General features: G+C 39.2%; 20 protein-coding genes. 12 read left to right on the top strand and 8 right to left on the bottom strand.

The window, feature by feature from the left end; all coding sequences use genetic code 11:
• Positions 1–32 precede the first annotated feature (32 nt).
• Together fmdA and AC1M9N_RS04735 are read left to right on the top strand one after the other, a co-directional pair.
• Positions 33–1,211: a formamidase gene (gene fmdA / locus AC1M9N_RS04730; RefSeq protein ID WP_092766540.1), complete on the top strand. Its 1,179-nt coding sequence runs from the start codon at positions 33–35 to the stop codon at positions 1,209–1,211.
• A gap of 121 nt (positions 1,212–1,332) precedes the next feature.
• Entirely contained in the window at positions 1,333–1,629 is a 297-nt protein-coding gene (locus tag AC1M9N_RS04735; RefSeq protein ID WP_481591968.1) for an FmdB family zinc ribbon protein, read from the top strand.
• Positions 1,630–1,673: 44 nt separating this feature from the next.
• Here the strand turns inward: AC1M9N_RS04735 and parE are convergent, their stop codons facing one another.
• The gene (parE, locus tag AC1M9N_RS04740) at positions 1,674–3,554 is read right to left on the bottom strand and encodes a DNA topoisomerase IV subunit B (RefSeq protein WP_481954338.1); all 1,881 of its coding nucleotides are present in this window, start codon (positions 3,552–3,554) and stop codon (positions 1,674–1,676) included.
• Between the two features lie 14 nt (positions 3,555–3,568).
• A complete protein-coding gene (locus AC1M9N_RS04745) occupies positions 3,569–4,153 on the bottom strand; it encodes a YqiA/YcfP family alpha/beta fold hydrolase (RefSeq protein ID WP_035264764.1) in 585 nt (194 codons plus the stop codon).
• Between the two features lie 248 nt (positions 4,154–4,401).
• Here AC1M9N_RS04745 and AC1M9N_RS04750 point away from each other — a divergent pair, with 248 nt between their 5' ends.
• Positions 4,402–5,733 (top strand): PGAP1-like alpha/beta domain-containing protein, encoded by a 1,332-nt coding sequence (locus AC1M9N_RS04750; protein ID WP_180028389.1) that lies wholly within the window; start codon positions 4,402–4,404, stop codon positions 5,731–5,733.
• A 43-nt stretch (positions 5,734–5,776) separates the two neighbouring features.
• On the opposite strand, the gene AC1M9N_RS04755 is transcribed toward AC1M9N_RS04750, so the two are convergent.
• Complete coding sequence (locus tag AC1M9N_RS04755) at positions 5,777–6,277, bottom strand: disulfide bond formation protein B (protein ID WP_180028388.1); 501 nt, start codon at positions 6,275–6,277, stop codon at positions 5,777–5,779.
• An 18-nt stretch (positions 6,278–6,295) separates the two neighbouring features.
• Positions 6,296–7,873 carry a glutamate--cysteine ligase gene (gene gshA / locus AC1M9N_RS04760; protein WP_481954339.1) on the bottom strand — a complete coding sequence of 526 codons (1,578 nt, stop codon included), beginning with the start codon at positions 7,871–7,873 and terminating at the stop codon, positions 6,296–6,298.
• A gap of 212 nt (positions 7,874–8,085) precedes the next feature.
• Here gshA and AC1M9N_RS04765 point away from each other — a divergent pair, with 212 nt between their 5' ends.
• Genes AC1M9N_RS04765 through AC1M9N_RS04775 form a run of 3 tightly spaced genes read left to right on the top strand, consistent with a single transcriptional unit; the run spans position 8,086 to position 10,560 of the window.
• Positions 8,086–8,625, top strand: coding sequence for a DUF924 family protein (locus AC1M9N_RS04765; protein WP_035264779.1), 540 nt, complete (start codon positions 8,086–8,088; stop codon positions 8,623–8,625).
• 35 nt (positions 8,626–8,660) lie between these two features.
• Complete coding sequence (locus AC1M9N_RS04770) at positions 8,661–9,215, top strand: CC0125/CC1285 family lipoprotein (RefSeq protein WP_481609711.1); 555 nt, start codon at positions 8,661–8,663, stop codon at positions 9,213–9,215.
• Between the two features lie 37 nt (positions 9,216–9,252).
• Entirely contained in the window at positions 9,253–10,560 is a 1,308-nt protein-coding gene (locus tag AC1M9N_RS04775) for a DUF445 domain-containing protein (protein WP_481591972.1), read from the top strand.
• Positions 10,561–10,739: 179 nt separating this feature from the next.
• Here AC1M9N_RS04775 and thrH read toward each other — a convergent pair whose 3' ends face one another.
• From thrH to AC1M9N_RS04790, 3 genes are read right to left on the bottom strand one after another with little or no spacing between them, the layout of a single operon-like run.
• Positions 10,740–11,381 carry a bifunctional phosphoserine phosphatase/homoserine phosphotransferase ThrH gene (thrH, locus tag AC1M9N_RS04780; protein WP_481597155.1) on the bottom strand — a complete coding sequence of 214 codons (642 nt, stop codon included), beginning with the start codon at positions 11,379–11,381 and terminating at the stop codon, positions 10,740–10,742.
• 12 nt (positions 11,382–11,393) lie between these two features.
• On the bottom strand, positions 11,394–12,002 hold the full coding sequence (locus AC1M9N_RS04785) for a LysE family translocator (protein WP_035264787.1): 609 nt from the start codon (positions 12,000–12,002) through the stop codon (positions 11,394–11,396).
• Between the two features lie 3 nt (positions 12,003–12,005).
• Positions 12,006–12,776 carry a 2OG-Fe dioxygenase family protein gene (locus AC1M9N_RS04790; RefSeq protein ID WP_035264789.1) on the bottom strand — a complete coding sequence of 257 codons (771 nt, stop codon included), beginning with the start codon at positions 12,774–12,776 and terminating at the stop codon, positions 12,006–12,008.
• A gap of 97 nt (positions 12,777–12,873) precedes the next feature.
• On the opposite strand from AC1M9N_RS04790, the gene AC1M9N_RS04795 reads away from it, so the two are divergent.
• The 3 genes from AC1M9N_RS04795 to AC1M9N_RS04805 all read left to right on the top strand — a co-directional run bounded on the left by AC1M9N_RS04795 (position 12,874) and on the right by AC1M9N_RS04805 (position 16,537).
• Positions 12,874–13,746 carry a LysR family transcriptional regulator gene (locus AC1M9N_RS04795; RefSeq protein ID WP_035264791.1) on the top strand — a complete coding sequence of 291 codons (873 nt, stop codon included), beginning with the start codon at positions 12,874–12,876 and terminating at the stop codon, positions 13,744–13,746.
• A gap of 155 nt (positions 13,747–13,901) precedes the next feature.
• Complete coding sequence (locus AC1M9N_RS04800; protein WP_481595706.1) at positions 13,902–15,065, top strand: methionine aminotransferase; 1,164 nt, start codon at positions 13,902–13,904, stop codon at positions 15,063–15,065.
• 104 nt (positions 15,066–15,169) lie between these two features.
• A complete protein-coding gene (locus AC1M9N_RS04805) occupies positions 15,170–16,537 on the top strand; it encodes an MATE family efflux transporter (RefSeq protein WP_481608677.1) in 1,368 nt (455 codons plus the stop codon).
• 52 nt (positions 16,538–16,589) lie between these two features.
• Here AC1M9N_RS04805 and AC1M9N_RS04810 read toward each other — a convergent pair whose 3' ends face one another.
• Entirely contained in the window at positions 16,590–17,435 is an 846-nt protein-coding gene (locus tag AC1M9N_RS04810; protein WP_035264797.1) for an SDR family NAD(P)-dependent oxidoreductase, read from the bottom strand.
• 198 nt (positions 17,436–17,633) lie between these two features.
• Here AC1M9N_RS04810 and AC1M9N_RS04815 point away from each other — a divergent pair, with 198 nt between their 5' ends.
• The 3 genes from AC1M9N_RS04815 to phoR all read left to right on the top strand — a co-directional run bounded on the left by AC1M9N_RS04815 (position 17,634) and on the right by phoR (position 20,630).
• Complete coding sequence (locus tag AC1M9N_RS04815; RefSeq protein WP_035264798.1) at positions 17,634–18,320, top strand: TetR/AcrR family transcriptional regulator; 687 nt, start codon at positions 17,634–17,636, stop codon at positions 18,318–18,320.
• A gap of 227 nt (positions 18,321–18,547) precedes the next feature.
• Positions 18,548–19,258, top strand: a complete 711-nt coding sequence (phoB, locus tag AC1M9N_RS04820) for a phosphate regulon transcriptional regulator PhoB (protein ID WP_035264799.1) — start codon at positions 18,548–18,550, stop codon at positions 19,256–19,258.
• A 10-nt stretch (positions 19,259–19,268) separates the two neighbouring features.
• A complete protein-coding gene (gene phoR, locus AC1M9N_RS04825; protein ID WP_481591974.1) occupies positions 19,269–20,630 on the top strand; it encodes a phosphate regulon sensor histidine kinase PhoR in 1,362 nt (453 codons plus the stop codon).
• The last annotated feature ends 6 nt before the right edge of the window (positions 20,631–20,636 follow it).

Genomic DNA, 20,636 nt, shown 5'->3' on the forward strand with positions numbered 1-20,636 from the left:
ACTTTATTTGACCTCAATACAGGGGATACATTATGCAACATATTAAAATCAAACCAGGAGTTCCACTTGCGGAGCAAGCCGAAATTGGTCACAACCGTTGGCACCCAGACTTACCTTTTCTGACATCAGTAAAACCTGGTGAAGAAATTCTGATTGAAAGTTTGGATTTCCTTGACGCACAAATTAAAGATACTGACGATATTTCTGATGTTAAAAATGTGGATTTAACACGTGCTCATCCTTTAACAGGTCCATTCTATGTTGAAGGTGCAGAACCAGGTGATTTGTTGGTCATTGATCTACTAGACATTCAACCGATTTCTGATGTGGGTTTTTCGGGTGTTTTTGCCAAGGAAAATGGTGGTGGCTTCTTGGCGGACTATTTCCCAGAGGCAGATAAAGCCATTTGGGATTTGAAAGGTTTATTTGCAACTTCACGTCATATCCCTGGTGTACGTATTGCAGGATTAAAACATCCTGGCTTGATGGGAACTCTACCATCACATGATTTACTGAAAGAATGGAATCGCCGTGAAGCATTGCTCGTTCCTAAAGGTCAGGCAAACCCTCCTGATCCACGTACAGCCGTTCTGCGTGGTGTGAAAGGTCCAGAATTTGATCGTATGGCGGCTGAAGCTGCACGCACAGTTCCTCCACGTGAACATGGGGGTAACACAGACATTAAAGACCTTGCTGCAGGAAGCCGTATTTACTTCCCTGTTTATCAAAAAGGTGCTGGCTTCTCAATGGGCGACCTCCACTTCTCACAAGGTGACGGTGAAATTGGTTTCTGTGGTGCGATTGAAATGGATGGCGTTACACGTGTCGGTTTCGATTTAATCAAAGGTGGAATGGAAAAATACAATATTGATTCACCTATCTTTGTTCCAAGCAATGTACGTCCAAATTATGATCAATGGCTGACTTTCGAAGGGATCAGTGTTGAAGATGGTGTAAATCACTATCTCGATGCGACAGTGGCTTACCGCCAAGCATGTTTAAAAGCCATTAAGTATCTTGAAAACTTTGGCTTTACTGGGTCACAAGCCTACATGTTACTTACCGCTGCACCGGTTGAAGGTCGTATCGGAGGTATTGTAGATATTCCAAACTGTGCATGTACCGTCTCACTCCCAACCTCCATTTTTGAACAAAATATCTTGCCGCAAGGTGCTTTAAATGACGATAAATTTTGGGGGCATAAACGCTAATTAGCGCATTATTGTTGTTACAGGTTTCACCATTTTACGGGGTAGCTTGAGTAAGCATGCGAGCTACCTCCTTTTTAACTTTTAAACATGCGCATGCTTAAAAATAAGTAGGAGCACGACCATGCCATTATACGATTTCCGCTGTGATCACTGCGAAGGAATTTTTGAACAACGTGTGCCTATTTCTAGGATTGCAACTGACACCATCGAATGTAAATACTGCCAACAACAAACCTTAGCAAAACCGATGATAACTGGCAGACAACAAATCAACATGAAGACCAAATGGCGCCCAGGGTCAGGCGCAGAACAACTTGCAGGACCTTTAGTCGGCGGTCCAGGTACCAATAAAAATAGTGCGCGCAGTTCAGTGCTACACAATTGTCGTGGTGTGAATTGTTCACTCTGTGAAGTATAAAAAGGCCCGCAGATGCGGGCTTTAATGCTCGTGTCTACGAACAATTAAACGACTAATTCAGCTAAGTTGCCTTTTTGTTCCAACCATTCTTTACGATCACTTGCGCGTTTCTTGGCTAATAATTTATCTAATAAACCTGAAGTAAAATGCACATCATCCAAATCTAGTTGCACCAAACGACGAGTATTGGGATCCAATGTTGTTTCACGGAGCTGACTTGCATTCATCTCACCCAAACCTTTAAATCGTGTGATTTGTGGGGATTTAGTTTTGGCTTTTTTCAATATGCCTTCTAATTCTGCTTCATCAAGCGCGTAATGCACATCTTTACCGTCATCAATACGGAATAAAGGTGGCATCGCAACAAATAAGTGCCCTGCTTCAACTAGACTTGGGAAGTGCTTCACAAATAATGCACATAGCAAAGTCGCAATATGTAATCCATCTGAGTCTGCATCGGCAAGAATACAGATCTTGCCATAGCGAAGTTCAGACAAATCATCAGAACCCGGATCGACTCCTATTGCGATTGCAATATTATGAACCTCTTGAGAAGCAAGTACTTCATCTGAAGAGACTTCCCAAGTGTTTAAAATTTTTCCGCGGATCGGCATAATCGCTTGGAAATTCTTATCACGCGCCTGTTTAGCAGATCCTCCAGCAGAATCACCTTCCACAATAAATAGTTCTGACTCTTCCAAACTATGTCCCACACAATCAGATAATTTGCCTGGTAAAGTTGGACCTGAAACGATTTTTTTGCGCTCAACTTTCTTCGCTGCTTTTAAACGACGTCCCGCTTTTGAAATCGCCATTTCAGCCAATTGCATTGCAATTTCAGAGTTTTGATTCAACCATAAGGCAAAAGCATCTTTGGCGATGTTCTGTACAATCCCTGAGGCTTCACGACTTGAAAGACGCTCTTTGGTTTGACCTGAAAATTGTGGCTCTTGAAATTTCAAAGACAGAATATAGTTCACGCCATCCCACACATCTTCCGCTGAAAGCTTCATATTACGTGGTAAGAGATTACGTAACTCACAGAACTCACGGATCGCATCCGTCACACCTGAACGAAGACCATTCACATGTGTGCCACCTTGCGCCGTTGGAATCAAGTTCACATAAGATTCTTGAATGCTCTCTCCGCCTTCAACATTCCAACAAATCGCAAACTCCGCACTGGCACGTTCCGCGTCACCTGTAGCGACAAATGCAGGCATAGGGATGATTTCACGATCTTCTAATTCATCCATCAAATAATCGACGAGACCATTTTCAAACTGCCAAGTGATTTTTTCGTTGTTAATTTCATCAACATAATTGATTTGTAAGCCAGCAGCTAATACCGCCTTCGCTTTTAAATTGTGTTTAAGTGCCTTTAATGCAAATTTAGGTGAATCAAAATATTTCGCTTCAGGCCAAAAGTGAACTGAGGTACCCGATGCACGTTTAGGGGCTTTACCTTCCAGAACTTCAAGTGGTGCCGTTGCTTCACCTTGCTCAAAGGCCATTTTGTATAAATTACCTTGGCGCTGAACTTGAACTTCCACACGTGTGGAAAGCGCATTTACAACAGAAATACCAACCCCGTGCAAACCACCAGAGAATTGATAATTATCTGTGCTGAATTTCCCACCTGCATGCAGTTTAGTCAGAATAATTTCAATGCCGCTTTGACCATATTCAGGATGAATATCAACTGGCATACCACGCCCGTTATCTTCTACTGACAATGAACCATCTTTATACACAGTCACTGTAATTTTATTCGCGTGTCCTGCCAATGCTTCATCGACCGCATTATCAATGACCTCTTGCGCCAAATGGTTTGGACGTGTGGTATCGGTATACATGCCTGGACGACGGCGTACAGGATCTAAACCAGATAAGACTTCAAGGGATTGGGCCGTATATTGAGACACGTTGAATTGTTTCCTTATTTTAAGCTGTCAGCTAAAAACTGATATACCAAGGGTATTTTATCCGCGAAATCATCCATCGCGTGATTGCCATATGTTTCTGTAATGAGGAACGCTTGATGACCATCGCAATTATAATAACGTTCCGCTTCACGATAATCCAAAACTTCATCACCTTGTTGTAACAAGACCAAGATTTTGTCTGCATCTTGCACAAACGGAACTGCCATATGCTCCAATTGATCAAGCTGAGCTTCATCTAACGACCAATTCGCAGTGACTGGATAAGGAAACTGCGCCGTTGAAAACAAGTTTCTAAATAATTTCCATGGTTGCATAGCGGGATTAATCAGTACAGCTGCGACTCCATGTTTCGCGGCAAGCTGCGTCGCATAAAATCCACCTAAACTGCTCCCAATCAAAACGACATTTGACATAGACTCGATGAGCGTCGAAATCGAAGTAATGACCTGATCAGGCGGCATATTTAAATCGGGCAAATGCACTTGTACATGTTCATGTCTTTCAAAATACTGACGAATCAGTTGCCCTTTAATCGAAAAAGGACTACTTTGAAATCCATGTAGATAGATAATATTCATGAACTGATTAATTGCATTTTCCTCAAAATTGTTCTAATTTTTATTGTGAATCAGATCACATATTTGTTTCTCTTTTGTACGATAACAAATATTGTCAGACAAAAAAATTAGAGCCGATCTGAAATCAAAGTTATCTTAAAAATTGTTCGGGATGAACAACATAAGATAAATACAAGGAATTTTATACAGTGATCATTGCTAAAAATAAAGTGTCTTTAGATGATCATGCACTATCAGGATAAGACTAGATGCCGAGTTTAACGCCACTACATGAAACCTATTGTAAATGGGATCGATCTCCTCCGAGTCAGGCCGATGTGCTTGAAGGTTTGGCACAACTGGTCAGCACTCCAATCAACCTTGCTGTTCAAAATCTCATTCAATCACTTCAACGTGAAGTGCTCTTAACCGTATTTGGTTTAAGTAAAAAAACATCAAAAGAATTTCAAAAAAAAACCTACGTTCGAAAGTTATATCAATTTTCATATGACACGCTTCTAAATTACGGAAATTATTTGGTCGCACCAGCCCTGCGCAAAATCATTGATCAATTTCCGAAACTCCATGATAAACCCCTCACGCCAAAAATGATTTTTTTGGTCAGTGCTCTTAATGGCGTGATTGGCGACTATTTACTCAAAAATCAAAATCCGTTGGCGATTACCAGTAATCTGTATGATCACTATGGAGAGTTACAACAGGGTGACCTGTCAGGTCGTGTCGTGATCTTTTGCCATGGTCTGTGCATGAATCATCTTGATTGGACCAATCGTAACTATGGCGGTATTGGTGAAAAACTGCTTGCACAACGCGACAACAACACCATGCTTTATTTGCATTACAACACTGGTCGCAGAATTTCAGCGAATGGTCGTTCGTTGGCCAATATGCTTGAAGACTTGGTAAAGCGCAATCCACGTATCACCAGCCTTGATTTAATCGGTCACAGTATGGGTGGTTTGGTTTCTCGAAGTGCTTTGTTTTATGGTAAACAAAATCTCCATCAATGGTTTCACATGGCAGAGAATTTGGTCTGCTTAGGTTCTCCACATCATGGTGCAGTTCTAGAACGTATTGGCTTTGCCGTTCAAGAAAAAATTGGACACTTTCCCGTCATCAAGTTAGCCAGCCACATTGTGAATATTCGCAGTGATGGTATTTTGGATTTACGCCATGGTAGTGTCCGTGATGATGACTGGGAACACAATCACGCTCGTATTGGCATGATGGATGATAATCGTAAACCTGCACCGCTGCCTTCACATATCAATACATTCTTAGTAGCTGGAACAATTGAGTTTGAAAATCGTAAAAATCGTACACTCAAAGTCATTGGCGATTACTTAGTGAGTGTGCAAAGTGCTTTGGGTGAACATCCAAATCCGCGATTCCAACTGAAATTGCCAGAATCACACAAAGCGGTGTTCTACGGGCTCAATCATATGGAAATTCAATACCATTCCAGTGTTGCTGAGCAAATCGTTAAATGGTTCTATCCACATCACGATGAATTAGCTGAAGAGCAAATCCGTAAATATTTAATCAAATTAGAAAGCATGGAAGGAATCGTAGAAACCTGACCATCTTCAATAAAAAAGCCAACTATTAGTTGGCTTTTTTATTTTAAGCAGGATACTTTCTGAATAACTGCCAAATCGAGATGATCAGCAAAATACTAAAAAATACCAAAGACCACACAGGTAAAGACTGACCTAGGAAAGTCCAGTCTACTACCGCACATTCGCCTGATCCTGACAGCACTTGTTGAAGCACTGTTTTAAGCGGCAAAGCATCTACCAAATAATCTAAACCGGGCCCACAACTTGGCACTTTATCTGGAGGTAAACTCTGCAGCCAGACATGACGTGCAGCAACACCCGCTGACCATAAAATCGATAATGTCCCTAGGAAAGCATATGCTCGTTTTAAACCATTACGGACGGGATTGTGTAGAACCGCAATAAAAGAAATCAGTCCCAGTCCGATCAGACCTAACCGTTGAAATACACACAATGGACAAGGCTCAAGTCCTTGGACATGTTCGAGATACAACGCGAAGGCCATTCCAATCACGCTGGCTACAAACAACAGACCACTCACCATGCGATAATTTTGCCACTGCATATACTTTCCTCAATATTTTTATCGATATGCTTTTAGATATTCTTTAAAGGTTAGACTACACTCTGCTTCCAACTGTTGTTGCTGTTCAAGTGATTGCACTGTGAGTTGTTCAAAATAGGTGACTTTATCCTGAGATAACACATAATTTTGATAATGATCAGCATGTTGATGCGCGAGCACACTGCCTAAGCTCCAAGTACCACTATGTTTTACAGTATCTTCTACTATTTTCGCAGAGAAGGTTTCATCCACCTCATCTACACGTGATTGCATGATTTGCATTGCATCAGAATACAACGAGGTCAAGTGAACTTGATCTAACGTTTCTGCTAAAGGCTGCATCTGTTTGAGATATTGATTTGCCCATGTCTCAATTTCAATTGATTGACCATTTTCAACAATGGCAGCATTTGGCGCACGTCCACGATTCACAACTTCTTGCTGGTTTTGTTCAATCACTTCAAGTTCATCATCTAGCAGCTCAGGACTGTCTTTTAATAAACAATAAAGCGCTAATACCTCTAGGAAGCCTGCAGTATCTTCATTGATACCAATTGGGCTGTATGGATTCACATCTACTGCGCGTAATTCAACATACCCTACCCCACGGTTTGCTAATGCATCAGATGGTGTTTCACCAGACTGTGGTACTTGTTTAGGGCGTACAAGACTGTAGTACTCATTTTCAATTTGCAGTACGTGATCATTAATTTGGATCGGTTCGCCCGCTTCGTCATCTAATCCCAAACGACTGAAAGCAGCATAAGACGTTTTCACCGCCTTTTGTAAGCCTGCTAAATATCCTTTCAAATCATTGTAATGAATACCTAACTCTTTCTGCGCTGAGTTTTGATATCCAAAGCGCCCCATACGCAATGCAGTGGCATATGGCAAATACAATGTTCCCTTAATTAAAGGCAATAAATGATGTTCACGACCCGTCATAAAACAACGACAGACCGATGGGCTTGCACCTATCAAAAACATAACCAATGGGGTTAAACGAATGAAATTTCGAATTAAAGCGAAATATCGATGGCTGCGATAATCCTGCAAACTGAGCTGTTTTAAAGCTTCATCTTGCTCGTTTGCTTGCAACTGCTCAAACAACGCATCAGGGAATGAAACATTGTAATGTACACCTGAAATCGTCTGCATACGACGACCATAACGTACACCTAAACCACGACGGTATAAGGTTTTGAATTTACCAATATTGGACGAGCCATATTGCGCAAGACGAATACTTTCTTCTTCATCATCCAACATACATGGCATCGACATTGGCCATAGCTTTTCACCATCTTCTAGATGTCGATGAGTGAAAGCATGAATATCTTCTAAGTAGCTTAATGCTTCAGGAATTGAAGATTGAGGAGGCGTAATAAACTCAAGTAAGGCTTCAGAATAATCTGTCGTAATATGAGGATGAGTTAACGCAGAGCCTAAACCCTTAGGATGATCTTTCTGGGAGATAAAGCCATCACTTTGCATCCTTAAGCTTTCGCGCTCAATGCCTCGTAACATACCTTTAAACACCGACGAATCCACCCAATTTGGTAAAATTGTTTCAGAGAGCGCTTCGGGTTGACTCATTACTTACTCGCTTATCTAGAAGAACGACTGAGATAAAAAATTATTGATTTATATCAAGTATACCGTGATTTATATTCCCAAATGCAGTTTGCATATACATTTCAGTTGGATAAACCTTTTATTTTGGCAAATTTTTAACACAATCTTAGTCTTTAAGACATCTGAAATTTGTGATTTTATTGCAGAATAAATGCTAACAAACTGTAAAGAATATGAATTATCACAACGTTATAGATTTTTGGTTCAGTGCTGAAACTCAACCACATTGGTTTGCGAAAAGCGATGCTTTCGATCAACTTATTCAAGCGCAATTTGGTCACACCATCCAACAAGCTGCCGCAGGCGAACTATGGACATGGCGGGAAACTGCTTTAGGACGCTTAGCAGAAATCATTGTCTTGGATCAATTTTCTCGTAATGTTTATCGTGGCAAAGCTGAATCTTTTGCCCAAGATCCATTAGCACTTGGGCTAGCTCAAGAAGCGGTTCGTCTTGGTTTAGATCTCGAACTGGAACCTGAACAACGTAGCTTCTTATATATGCCTTTCATGCATAGCGAATCAAAAATCATTCACACTCAAGCGCTTCGTTTGTTTGAGGCATTAGGCAACCCTGTAAATTTAGACTTTGAGAAAAAGCATCAAGTCATCATTGAACGTTTCGGCCGCTATCCTCATCGTAATGAAATTTTAAATCGTCTCTCTACGCCTGAGGAAATAGAATTCTTAAAACAGCCAAACAGTAGCTTCTAAATTGATATTGACACAACAGACTTCAGGAGAGCGAAATGAAAAACTTATGCATGATTTTGGGATTATCTGGCATGCTCCTGCTGTCTGGTTGTGTCACGACGCCAAGTAAACCGCGTACATTTGATCAGCTTGGGCAATTCGCAACTATTCCCTTGAACCAATCAACGTATCGTATTAGTTTTCAAGGCTCATCTAACATGAGCTATGGTAAAGCTGAAGAAATAACCTTACTTAAAGCTGCACAAACAACAGTCAAACAGGGCTTTCATTTTTTTAAAGTCCAAGATGATCCAAGCAATCGCACACAACAACCACCTCGTCAAGCTGTGGTTTATTCCAATCCTTACCCGTATGGTTATGGATATCGTAGACATCCTATGTTCTTTGATCCTTTTAATGATGTGCCACAGGTGGTCAGTTTAGAGCCAGTTCAAGTAGCCTATACCATCACCTGTTTTAAAGATCAAAAAACAGCACCTCAAGATGCTTTTGATGCACGTTTAATTTTACAGGCCTTAGGGTCTAAATATGGTTTAAGTGCTACAGGCGACATACTGCCTGTACAAACACAGCCTTCTCAATCACAATAAAATAATATTAATACAACAGCTTACATAGGAATTATGCATGAGTGTATCACCAACAATGACTACCCCTAGTCTGGATCGAAGCAAACGGTTTGCCATGATCGCACTGGTTGTCGCTGTATTGGCTTGGATATCGCTCATGGTGGCTGCCAAAATTTTTCCAGAATATGTTTGGCTTATTCATATTTTAATGTTGTCTGCTGAAGCAGGTGTGGTTGGTGGTTTAGCAGATTGGTATGCCATTACGGTTTTGTTTCGGAACCCATTCGGCCGTATCCCTATTCCTAAGTTTTTAAAAGATCACACCGAAATTATTCCACGTAACAAAGCGCGTATTGCAGAATCCATGGGACGTTTTGTTCAAGAAAACTTCCTATCGCCACAGATTGTGGCAAAAAGCTTGAGTCAAACAGATGTGAGTTTGGCAGTAGGACAATGGCTAGCCAATCCAGATAACAATCGTCAAGTGACTCAAGTGATTCAACAGACAGTGCCTAAAGTTTTTGAGTTTGTTGGACAAGAACAAGTCGGTAGGTTTATTCAAACTAACAGTGTGCAATGGGTAAAGAACACTCAAATCAATACCCTGGCCAGTGAAATGATTCGTGCCGTATTAGAAAATGACTTCCACCAAGATGTTTTACAACGTGGTCTCGATGTTGCGCACGGTTGGGTGACTTCACATCCTGAACAAACTCGGGAGCTAACCCGCACCCTATTTAAAGAACTCGGAGTGTGGCGTTTAGCCAAAGGCGCAAGTTGGATCGGTATCGATGTTCAACAAAGAACGATTGACTCTTTAATAGAGCGTGTCGAGTCAATGTTGGCAGATCCAGAGCATCCATGGCGTCAAAAAATTGAGAGTATTGCACAGCATTTAATGACTGAACTCGCAAATCCTGAAAGTCAGGCGAGTCTTAAATTAAATGAAACTAAAAATGCATTGTTAGATAGTCCTCAAGTTTTAAATTTTATTACTGGTGCCGTCGTCATTCTGTGCAATGCCATTCGTGAAGATTTGGAGAAAGCAGATTCAGGTATAGCTGAAAATTTACGTGTTGCGATTCAACAAGTCGGTCAAAACATCATTTCCAATCCTGCATTACGCCAATTATTAAATGAAAAAATGAGTTCAATGGCAGTCAATCTCAGTGATCAATACAGCGAAAAAGTCATTTTATTTATCAGTGAACGCATTCACGAATGGGACTCACGAGAAATGATCGATAAAATTGAAAATGAAGTCGGTGGTGACTTACATATGATTCGCGTCAACGGTGTTGTCGTTGGTGCATTTATCGGTTTAGTGTTAGGGATCATCCGAGCAGCAGTTGAATTTTTGATTTAACTTAGAAATGAAATTTAAATTTGGTCGCTGACTAAAATTGAATTCATTGTGAATTGACGTCATCAAAAAGCCCATTTCTGCATGAATGGGCTGTATTTATTATTCTTAATCCATTTAAAGAACTAAGCTATCACTAGAGTCATTCCTATCTGCTTCATCTTATATAAACCATAATAATATTATAAGGTTACATAATTTTTTTTACGATTTAAATGTGAAATAATATCTTGATAAGAGTCTACTTTACAAAAATAAGCTGGGGAGTTCTTTCTCACGTCTTCTGAGGGTTGAAATAAAAAACCATAATCAACTAAATGCAACATCGAAAAATCATTGAATGCATCACCGATCGCAATACTATTGGTCATTGAAACGTTTTCTTTTTGGAACTTTACAATAATTTCATGTTTCCCTTTATCTCGTGTATACAGAACATTTTCTATAAATCCATCTGGTCCAATTTCTAAGTGATGACAATATGTATTTTTAACAGGAAGATTTAATTTTTCAAAAAAGGGAAATAAAAACTCATAAAAGCAATCTGAAATAATGTTAACTTCAAAATTTTCAGCCTTTTGCAAATATTCTAAAAACTCCTTAGCATCTGGAATGACATCCAGTTCTTTAATGTCATCGATTAATTGTTTTAAAGGAATTTTATTTTCTTTCAGTAAATTAATTCTAAATTCCATCAGAGACTTATAGTCTGCGACTTCTCGAGTTGTAATCGCCAACTCTGGGATATTGTATACATTTGAAAAGTGTTTCCATATTTCAGGGACAAGAACACCTTCCATATCGATAAAAGCCATCTTTTTCATATTGCTACCCTATTATTGAAATTTAGCAAACAGAAGTGCTATCCCTAGCAGACATAATACAGTTCCAATCACTCTGTTAATCTGTACTTGCTTAGCTAACATTTTCTGTCTTAAAACAATCGATGAAAAAAGCAAAGCCACCAATCCAAACCATAAAAAATGAGCAAAAGACATAAATAGCCCATAACCGACCAGAATCGCTTTCGGCGTACTCACACTGATGATCTGAGTGTATGTACTAATCACAAATAAAGTCGTTTTAGGATTAAGTGCATTGGTGAAAAAGCCATATTTCACTGCTTGAAAAGGATTAATTGCAGCAGTTGATGACGTCTCGACAACCGGACTTTGTACAAAAGTTTTATAACCGATATAGATGAGATAGATGGCTCCAATATACTTCACAATATTTAGAATTTGAGGTGTATACGCCATGACAAATGCGACAGCAATAAGCGTATAAGTCACATGAATCAAAACACCTAAAGAAATTCCCAGTGAAGTGAGAACACCTATCCTTCTACCATATAAGTAACTGTTTTTTGTCACGATAGCAAAATCAGCACCAGGACTCACAACAGCGAGTATGGTGATGAGAATAACTGCTATAAACTCACCCATTCATTATGCCTTTTTAAACGTGATCACTAATACATCTCTTAATCCAGTATCACCCAACGTAAAATCATTGACTTTGATTTCCGTTACGCTGTGATAGACCTGATGATCATCCACAAGTGCGATATCTAAAAAATTTTCAAGCATAAATTCTGCTTTCAAATTCTTATTTAAGTCATAAATTCGGGTCATTCCACCCTGAACATTTTGACGGTTGATCATGGCCATTAAAACGAAATCCACCCCATCTCGATGTATCCCCTCAGGGGTTGGCTTACCACTATCGTTAAATTTTGCTTCAATGCGAAATTGATGCGCTTCGATAAACCAATTTTCAGTTTCAATTTCTGAAAAGGTGAGATATGCGAATTGTAGTAAATTTCTAAAAATTGGATTTTCAATTGTATTTTTATCAATCTCTGAAAAATATCTCGCAATTCCACCATTCAAAGTGTTGTATTCAATCGTCTGAAAATGAGGAATATAAGAATTTTTCAGTAAAATTTTATGCTTATCATTAATAGTAAAAGTTGCATGTTTTCTTGTTCGATATTTACCTTTATCCGACATAAATTGATCTAAATCTAGAGCGTTCCAACTGTCTATAAAATCACTGACATCTTGCTCATTAACATCGTGAAAATTATTATTTTTCTGTATTTCTTGGAATGTATTTAAATCAATAAACGCATAACCCTTTTTGATTATCTCTTTTGAATATGTGTATTCATGGAGATGCTGCTTGTTAAATGGACTGAATTTTAATATATTTTCCATTGTATTAGCTTTATTTTGCTTTTGGTAATCTTCATTTTGAACAAAAGTTAAAAAAATAAAATCAATAAAATCGACTAAAAATATATGAGTTTTTGGAATGATAGAAAAAATATCTTTGAATTCACTGAAGTTTTTTTATTTTGTCGCTAAATACAGCAGTGTCACGATTGCAGCAAAGAAATTATTTGTTACGCAAAGTGCCGTCAGTAAGCAAATTTACAATCTCGAAGAAATATTAAATATCACATTATTTGAACGACGAAATAAAACCTTGATACTCACCAAAGAAGGAGAAACTCTTTTTCATTGCGCTCAGAATATTTTCAATCAATTGGATGATTGTTTAATTGGACTAACTCAAAATAAAACTGAAAACAAACAATTGGTACTGTCCTGTGAACCAACCATTTCGATGAAGTGGTTAATTCCACGACTTGTTGAATTTAAAAAACTTGGACATGATTTTGAAGTGGTTTTGCTCACAGGTGGTGGTGTAGTCGACTTTGAAAAAGATAATATCGATATCGCAATACGAAGAAATGATTTTGAATGGGGATCGCATCTGTTTAGTGAGAAAATTGGCGATGAATATATTGTGGCAGTCCAAGCATCTCACCACCCTAAAACCAAAGAATTGTTAATTTCTAAATCACGCCCTTATTTTTCAAAAAAATTACACCAATTGGATGAACTCAAAGATATTCTGAAGAAACATTCCAAAATAGAATTAGAGCATTTTTACTTATGTTTAGAAGGCTGCTTGGCTGGCCTAGGAAAGACGATCATTTCTATCTACATGATTGAAAAAGAATTAGAGCTCAAGTCTGTAAAAAAAATAACACCAATTCTTCAGGATGGTTCTGCCTATTATCTACTGTCCCATACTAGATTTATTGAAGATCCTCGGAAGATTATTTTTTTAAATTGGTTAAAAAATGAAATGAAGCAAAGTCAGATCAATCATTTTTAACATGAGATCACATAGATCATCTAAGGTTTTAAACTTAATTGAAGATCATTAGAATCTTATGAAAATTAAAACGAATATGTCGCAGATATTTGTATTTAGTGCAGGCATTTCAACTGCTAAACTACGAAGAAACGGGCTAAATATTACTATCCAGCATGATTAAAATTGAATCTAAATTACCAGACTTAGGTGTCACTATTTTTAGCGTGATGTCAGCACTCGCCCAAAAGTTGAACGCGTTAAATCTTTCTCAAGGTTTTCCTGATTTTCCACCTCCTCCTGAATTAATTGCAGCTTTAGCTCAAGCCACACAACAAGGCTATAACCAATATCCACCTGGTGACGGTCTGCTGAGTTTAAGACAAAAAATTGCAGCCCAATTCTGCCAACGAGACCAAGTCGATTTAGACCCGATCAGCGAAATCACCATTACACCTGGTGCAACGACTGCAATTTTGTGTGCGATTCAAGCTGTTGTAAATGCTGGAGATGAAGTAATTATTTTCGATCCTGCTTATGATAGTTATGCACCTGCAGTGAAACTCGCTGGGGCGCAAGCGATCCATATCAACTTGGTACATCCAGACTTCCATGTTGACTGGAATGTGGTGAAAGATCGAATAAATGAACGAACGCGATTAATCATTGTAAATACACCACATAATCCCTCAGGTGCAATTTGGTCCAAGCAAGATTGGCAACAACTGATCGAGTTGATTCAGGATAAAAACATTTGTGTACTATCTGACGAGGTCTATGAACATTTAGTGTTTGATGGTCAACAACATTATTCTGCGCTTAGTTTTCCTGAACTTCGAGATCGTAGTTTTGTGATTGGTTCATTCGGAAAAACGTTTCATGTTACTGGTTGGAAAACTGGATATTGCGTTGCACCTCAGGCACTGATGAAAGTATTTCGTCAAATTTATCAATTTGCCAATTTCTGTGGTGTCCATCCGATTCAAATCGCGCTTAATCAATTCATCGAACAACATCCTGAACATATTTTAGATCTCCCCAATTTTTATCAAGCTAAACGTGACTTATTCATCCATGGAATTCAACATTCAAAATTTCAATATGTGCCGTCACCAGGAACTTATTTTCAAAACTTAGATTTCAGTACACTAAGACCTGAGCTCACAGATATAGAAATGTGCCAATATCTTGCAGAACAACACAAACTGGTAGCGATTCCTATATCAGTGTTTTATCAACAGCCACCTCAAGATCTGAAGCTCATTCGGGTCTGTTTTGCAAAACGAGAGGAAACCTTGCATCTTGCAGGAGAAATTTTAACGAAGGTTCAATCACAATAACGAAAAGAGACGAGACGGATTACTTTATTACTAAAGCAATTTGAATGATAAGGTGCTAAGGTCAATCCGTTGATATAGAAAACAATAATGGATAAGACTTATATATGGCGAGAACCTTACGGCCGATTGATGAACCTGGTTTCTGGAAAGTTTTTTTAGTTTTTTTAGTTCCGCTGATTGCAACCAATATCCTGCAAAATTTATCCGGCACAATTAATACGATCTTCGTCGGGCAAATGATGGGCGTTCAAGCAATTGCTGCTGTTTCCGTCTTCTTCCCTATTTTGTTCTGTCTCTTGGCTTTTGTAATTGGGCTTTCGGCTGGCTCGACGGTATTGGTTGGTCAAGCGTGGGGAGCACAAAATTTAGAAAAAGTAAGAGCGGTTGTCGGCTCTACTATTTTTATGACATTGATCGGCGGGACGATTATTGCCATTTTAGGTGTTCTATCTGCACGCCACATTCTTGAGGCCTTGGGCACAGACCCAAGTGTCATGCATTTATCTTTGCCTTATGTTCAATGGATGTTAGCAGGTAGCCCACTCCTTTTTATTTATATTATTTATACCTCTATCTTACGTGGTGTCGGTGATAGCATTACACCTCTCATCGCTTTGGGAATGACCAGTTTAATTGGGCTCTTTATTACCCCTGTTCTCATCGCTGGATATTTTGGATTTCCTCAATTGGGTATCATTGCACCTGCCATCGCCACGATTGTGGGTTATCTGGCCGTGCTTATTTTTCTGTACGTTTATTTAAATAAAAAAAATCATCCATTACGTCCAGATTTAGCAATGTGTAAACATGTACGCCACAATCCTGAACTGAGCAAAATTATTCTCAGACTTGGCGTTCCTACAGGCATTCAAATGGTCACGACCTCTGTGGCAGGATTAGTCATTGTCGGCTTGGTCAATCGCTATGGTTCAGAAGCAACAGCTGCTTATGGCGCAGTTAATCAGGTTTTGAACTACATCCAATTCCCTGCTCTGTCTATCGCAATTGCTGCCTCTATTTTTGGGGCTCAAGCGATCGGTGCAGGTAAAGCGGATTCTTTATCACGTGTAACTAAAACAGCACTGGGGATGAATTTTGTCTTTACAGGCGGGCTCGTAATCTTGGCTTATTTGTTCTCAAAATATGTCATGGCATTATTTATTACAGATGAAAAAGTCGTGATACTCGGGCAACAATTATTGTTTATTGTGCTGTGGTCAATTTTATTTTTTGGCGCGAGTGCTATTTTCGCCTCAATTATGCGTGCAAGTGGCACTGTGACTATGCCAATGATCATCAATATTGTAGCCATACTCTGTATAGAACTCCCAGCAGCTTATCTATTTAGCGCATGGTGGGGGCTGGCGGGAATCTGGTACGCTTATGCTTTGGCTTTCGTTTGCTTATGTGTGATGCAAGGTTTGTATTATCAATTTGTTTGGAAAAAGAAAACTGTTCAAGTACTGATTTAAATTAGAAATCAAGAAAATAAAAAAACCCGCATGACGCGGGTTTTTTTAACGATTATTTAGAATCGAAACGTTTACTCATTTTAGTCGCAAATGCAGTCACTTTTTGATAGCCCGTTGGCATCACACGTTGCATTAAATCAATCACTTTCGCATCGTTACCAATCAGTAAACGACGGCGATCTTTTTGCACTGCTTCTAGAATTTGACGCGCTGCTTCTTCAGGTGGACAACGTAATAATTTATCAAATGTCTGTGCAGATTTCTGTGGATTCATGCCCAAAGATTTTAAACTGTCATTCATTTTTGCAGCTTTCGCAATATTGGTACGAATGCCACCTGGATGTACGCAAAGCGCGCTCACACCCACATTTTCAATATCTAGCTCTTGACGAAGAGATTCAGTGAAACCACGTACAGCAAATTTAGTTGCATTATACGCAGACTGAGTTGGTTGCGCAGTTAAACCGAATAAACTTGAAATGTTGATAATGTGTCCATCACCTGTTTTCTTAATATATGGTAAGAATTCTTTGGTGCCGTACACGACACCCCAGAAGTTAATGTTAACAATCCATTCCAACTCTTCGTATGTTGCGCCTTCAACGGTCGAACCCAATGCCACCCCAGCATTGTTGAAAATCATGTTCACTGAACCATGATTCTGTACAGTTTCAGCCGCCCATGCTTTAACTTCGTCACGATTCGCAACATCTACTTTCTTGGTTGTGACTCGTACATTTGCATTCTTCGTCAGTTCAACTGTTTCTGCTAAGCCCTTTTCATTTACGTCACTTAAAGACAAATGACAACCTTGCTTGGCCAGTAACACCGCAAGTTGTTGACCAATACCAGAACCTGCACCTGTGATTGCAGCCACTTTGTTTTTAAAATTTTTCATTGTGAATCCTTTTTTTGATTTTTATGCACCACAGCGTTGATCTGGGTCATTCATGTTCACTATAATTTTGACAATTATTATTGTCAATGTAACTATCGACCATTTTTATTGTTACTATAGGCCAATTTAGTATCTTTAGCTGATCAGTACTCTATACTGACCGCAGCATAACACTTTTATAAAAAGACTCGAATTGCTATGAACCCAGAGAACCTCACTCCATCAGAACACGAGCAAGCGATTGAAAAGCCTCCCGCAAAAGAGCGTCAATTTAAAGGGATGTCCTTAACTGAACGCAAACAAGCACGCCGTGAGAAACTTATTGAAGCGGGTATTGAAGCATATGGAACTCATGGTTTTTTCTCAGTAACCGTTAAAGATATTTGCACACAAGCGAAATTAACTGAACGTTACTTTTATGAATCTTTTAAGAAAAGTGAAAACTTATTCCAAACGATCTTTTTAGAACTGATTGAGAAGCTTCAACAAACATTAATGCAAGCTATTATGAAAGCCTCTCCTGAGCCTCTCAACATGATTGATGCAGGTCTAAATGCGTTCTTTAGTTTTTTAGAAGATGATCCGCGTACCGCTCGGATTATTTATATTGATGCAATGCTCGTCCAAGAACTTCATAATCATGCAACCATTCAAGAAACAATGGGCCGTTTCGACCGAATGATTCATGCCTTTGTCACATTAATGATGCCACATACCCATCTCACTGAAAAAGAGATCTCCTTGATTGCAACTGGTCTAAATGGCTATGTCACTCAAGTTGCTGTTCGCTGGGTAGTAGGTGGTTTTAAACTTCCACGTGCTGAGGTCGTTCAGGCATGTAAAACCGTTTTTCTCGCCCTATTGAATGATCTAATGAAAAAGTAGCATCAAATTAAGATGAAGAAATTGTGACAAATCGTAAGTAAATTTAAGATATTGATTTAATTTCAGATTAATAAATATCAATGAGACAAAATTCAGCCTAATTGTCACAAAACATTGCTATATTTAACTTCGATTTCCATCTTGCAATGATACTGTCATAATTAATCTTTGTAATAAGCCTGTCATAAATATAAAACGGTTCACCGTTCATCATAGGATATTGCGTTGTGAAAGATGACTACATTTTAATTGTCGACGACGAGCTCCCAATTCGGGAAATGATCCATACTTCTTTAGATATGGCAGGCTTTCAATGCTTGGAAGCAGAAGATGCGAAACAAGCACATCAAATGATTGTTGATCAACGTCCAGCGCTTATCCTACTCGACTGGATGTTACCGGGTGGCGTGAGTGGCGTAGATTTGTGTCGTCGCCTTAAGCGTGATGAAACACTTTCAGAAATTCCAGTCATTATGTTGACTGCGCGTGGCGAAGAAGACCATAAAGTTCAAGGTCTTGATGCTGGTGCAGATGACTATATGACGAAACCATTTTCAACACGTGAGTTGGTATCCCGTATTAAAGCAGTGTTAAGACGTGCAAATGCGTTAAATGGCGAAAAAACCATTGATGCAAATGGCTTAATTCTTGACCCAGTAAGCCAACGTGTCAGCTATAATCAAAATATTCTTGATATGGGGCCAACAGAATATCGTCTATTGGCATTCTTTATGACTCATCCAGAACGTGCCTATACCCGTGCTCAATTACTTGATCAGGTATGGGGTGGAAATGTGTATATTGAAGACAGAACCATCGACGTCCATATCCGTCGCTTACGTAAGGTGCTCGAACCTTATGGTGCAGACCGTTATGTTCAAACTGTGCGTGGTACTGGCTATCGTTTTTCAACACGAGCTGATGTTGCTTTAGGTTAATTTAGATTTTATGTACGAACCCTACCCCGTCCCAGAATTGGCACGTGAACATCAAAAGTTTCTATATAGCAGTTTATGGACTTTTGCCAAGCAAGACTTACGTTTACTGGTATTTCTACTGATTATTGCGGGCTGTATCGGGTTAGGGATTGGCTATCTTTGGATATGCTTAGGCATTGCCTGTCTCATATTTTTTGGTATCCAATTACGCTCATTATATTTAGTCAATGATTGGATTTCGAATCGTCCTTACGATGTACCACCAAATTTAAATGGAATCTGGGGGGCATTACTGTTCAATGTATATCGGGCTCAACGCCAAGAACGTATTGTTCAGTCTGAAATGGTTGGACTGATCGATCGAACTCAATCTTCTCTCGTGGCTTTATCAGAAGCGATTATTCTTACGGATGATTCCCATCAAATCGAATGGTGGAATCCTGCTGCGGAAAAGTTATTTGGCATTCAAGCTGTTGATCGTGGCCGCAACCTGCTCACGATTATTCGCCAGCCAGATTTTATTGAATATTTTCATAATACCAATCAAGCACCAGATGGTGTAAAAATTAAATTGGTGAACCATGATAATAAGTACGCGCAAATCAAACTGACTCGCTTTGGCAATGAAAGTCGCCTCTTAGTTGCGCACGACATTACGCGTATGAAAAATCTCGAGCAAATGCGTTCAGATTTTGTTGACAATATTTCACATGAATTAAGAACACCACTCACAGTGTTAAGTGGGTATATCGAAACATTCACAGATCAAGAAGATATCAATCCGCGTTGGAAACGTGCCTTTGAACAAATGCAATCGCAAACTAAACGCATGAATGCATTGGTCAATGATCTTTTGCTTTTGTCTCGTTTAGAAAATGAAAAACAAATTGCGAAAAATCAAATTATCGAAATGCCAAGTTTAATGAACCATCTGTTTGATGATGCGCAAGCTTACAATATTGATTATGGTCATACACTTAACCTTGATATAGACAGCCACTGTGACTTAATTGGTTCAGATATGGAATTGGCGAGTGCATTTAGCAACTTAATTACCAATGCCATAAAGTACACCCCGAAAGGTGGCACCATCACCATCGGCTGGCATGATGATGGAGAACGTGGCTATTTTTCTGTTCAGGATACTGGTATTGGAATTGATCCAAAACACTTACCGCGTTTAACTGAGCGTTTTTATCGTGTGGATAGTGCACGCAGTCGTCAAACAGGTGGTACTGGTTTAGGCCTTGCCATCGTTAAGCACGTACTTATGCAACATGGCGCACATATTGAAATCGAGTCGAAAGAAAACGAAGGCTCTACATTTATTGCCGTGTTTCCCAAAGAACGCTTGTATAAAATGCACGAATAAAAAAAA

Source organism: Acinetobacter sp. ANC_7655 (assembly GCF_056784015.1).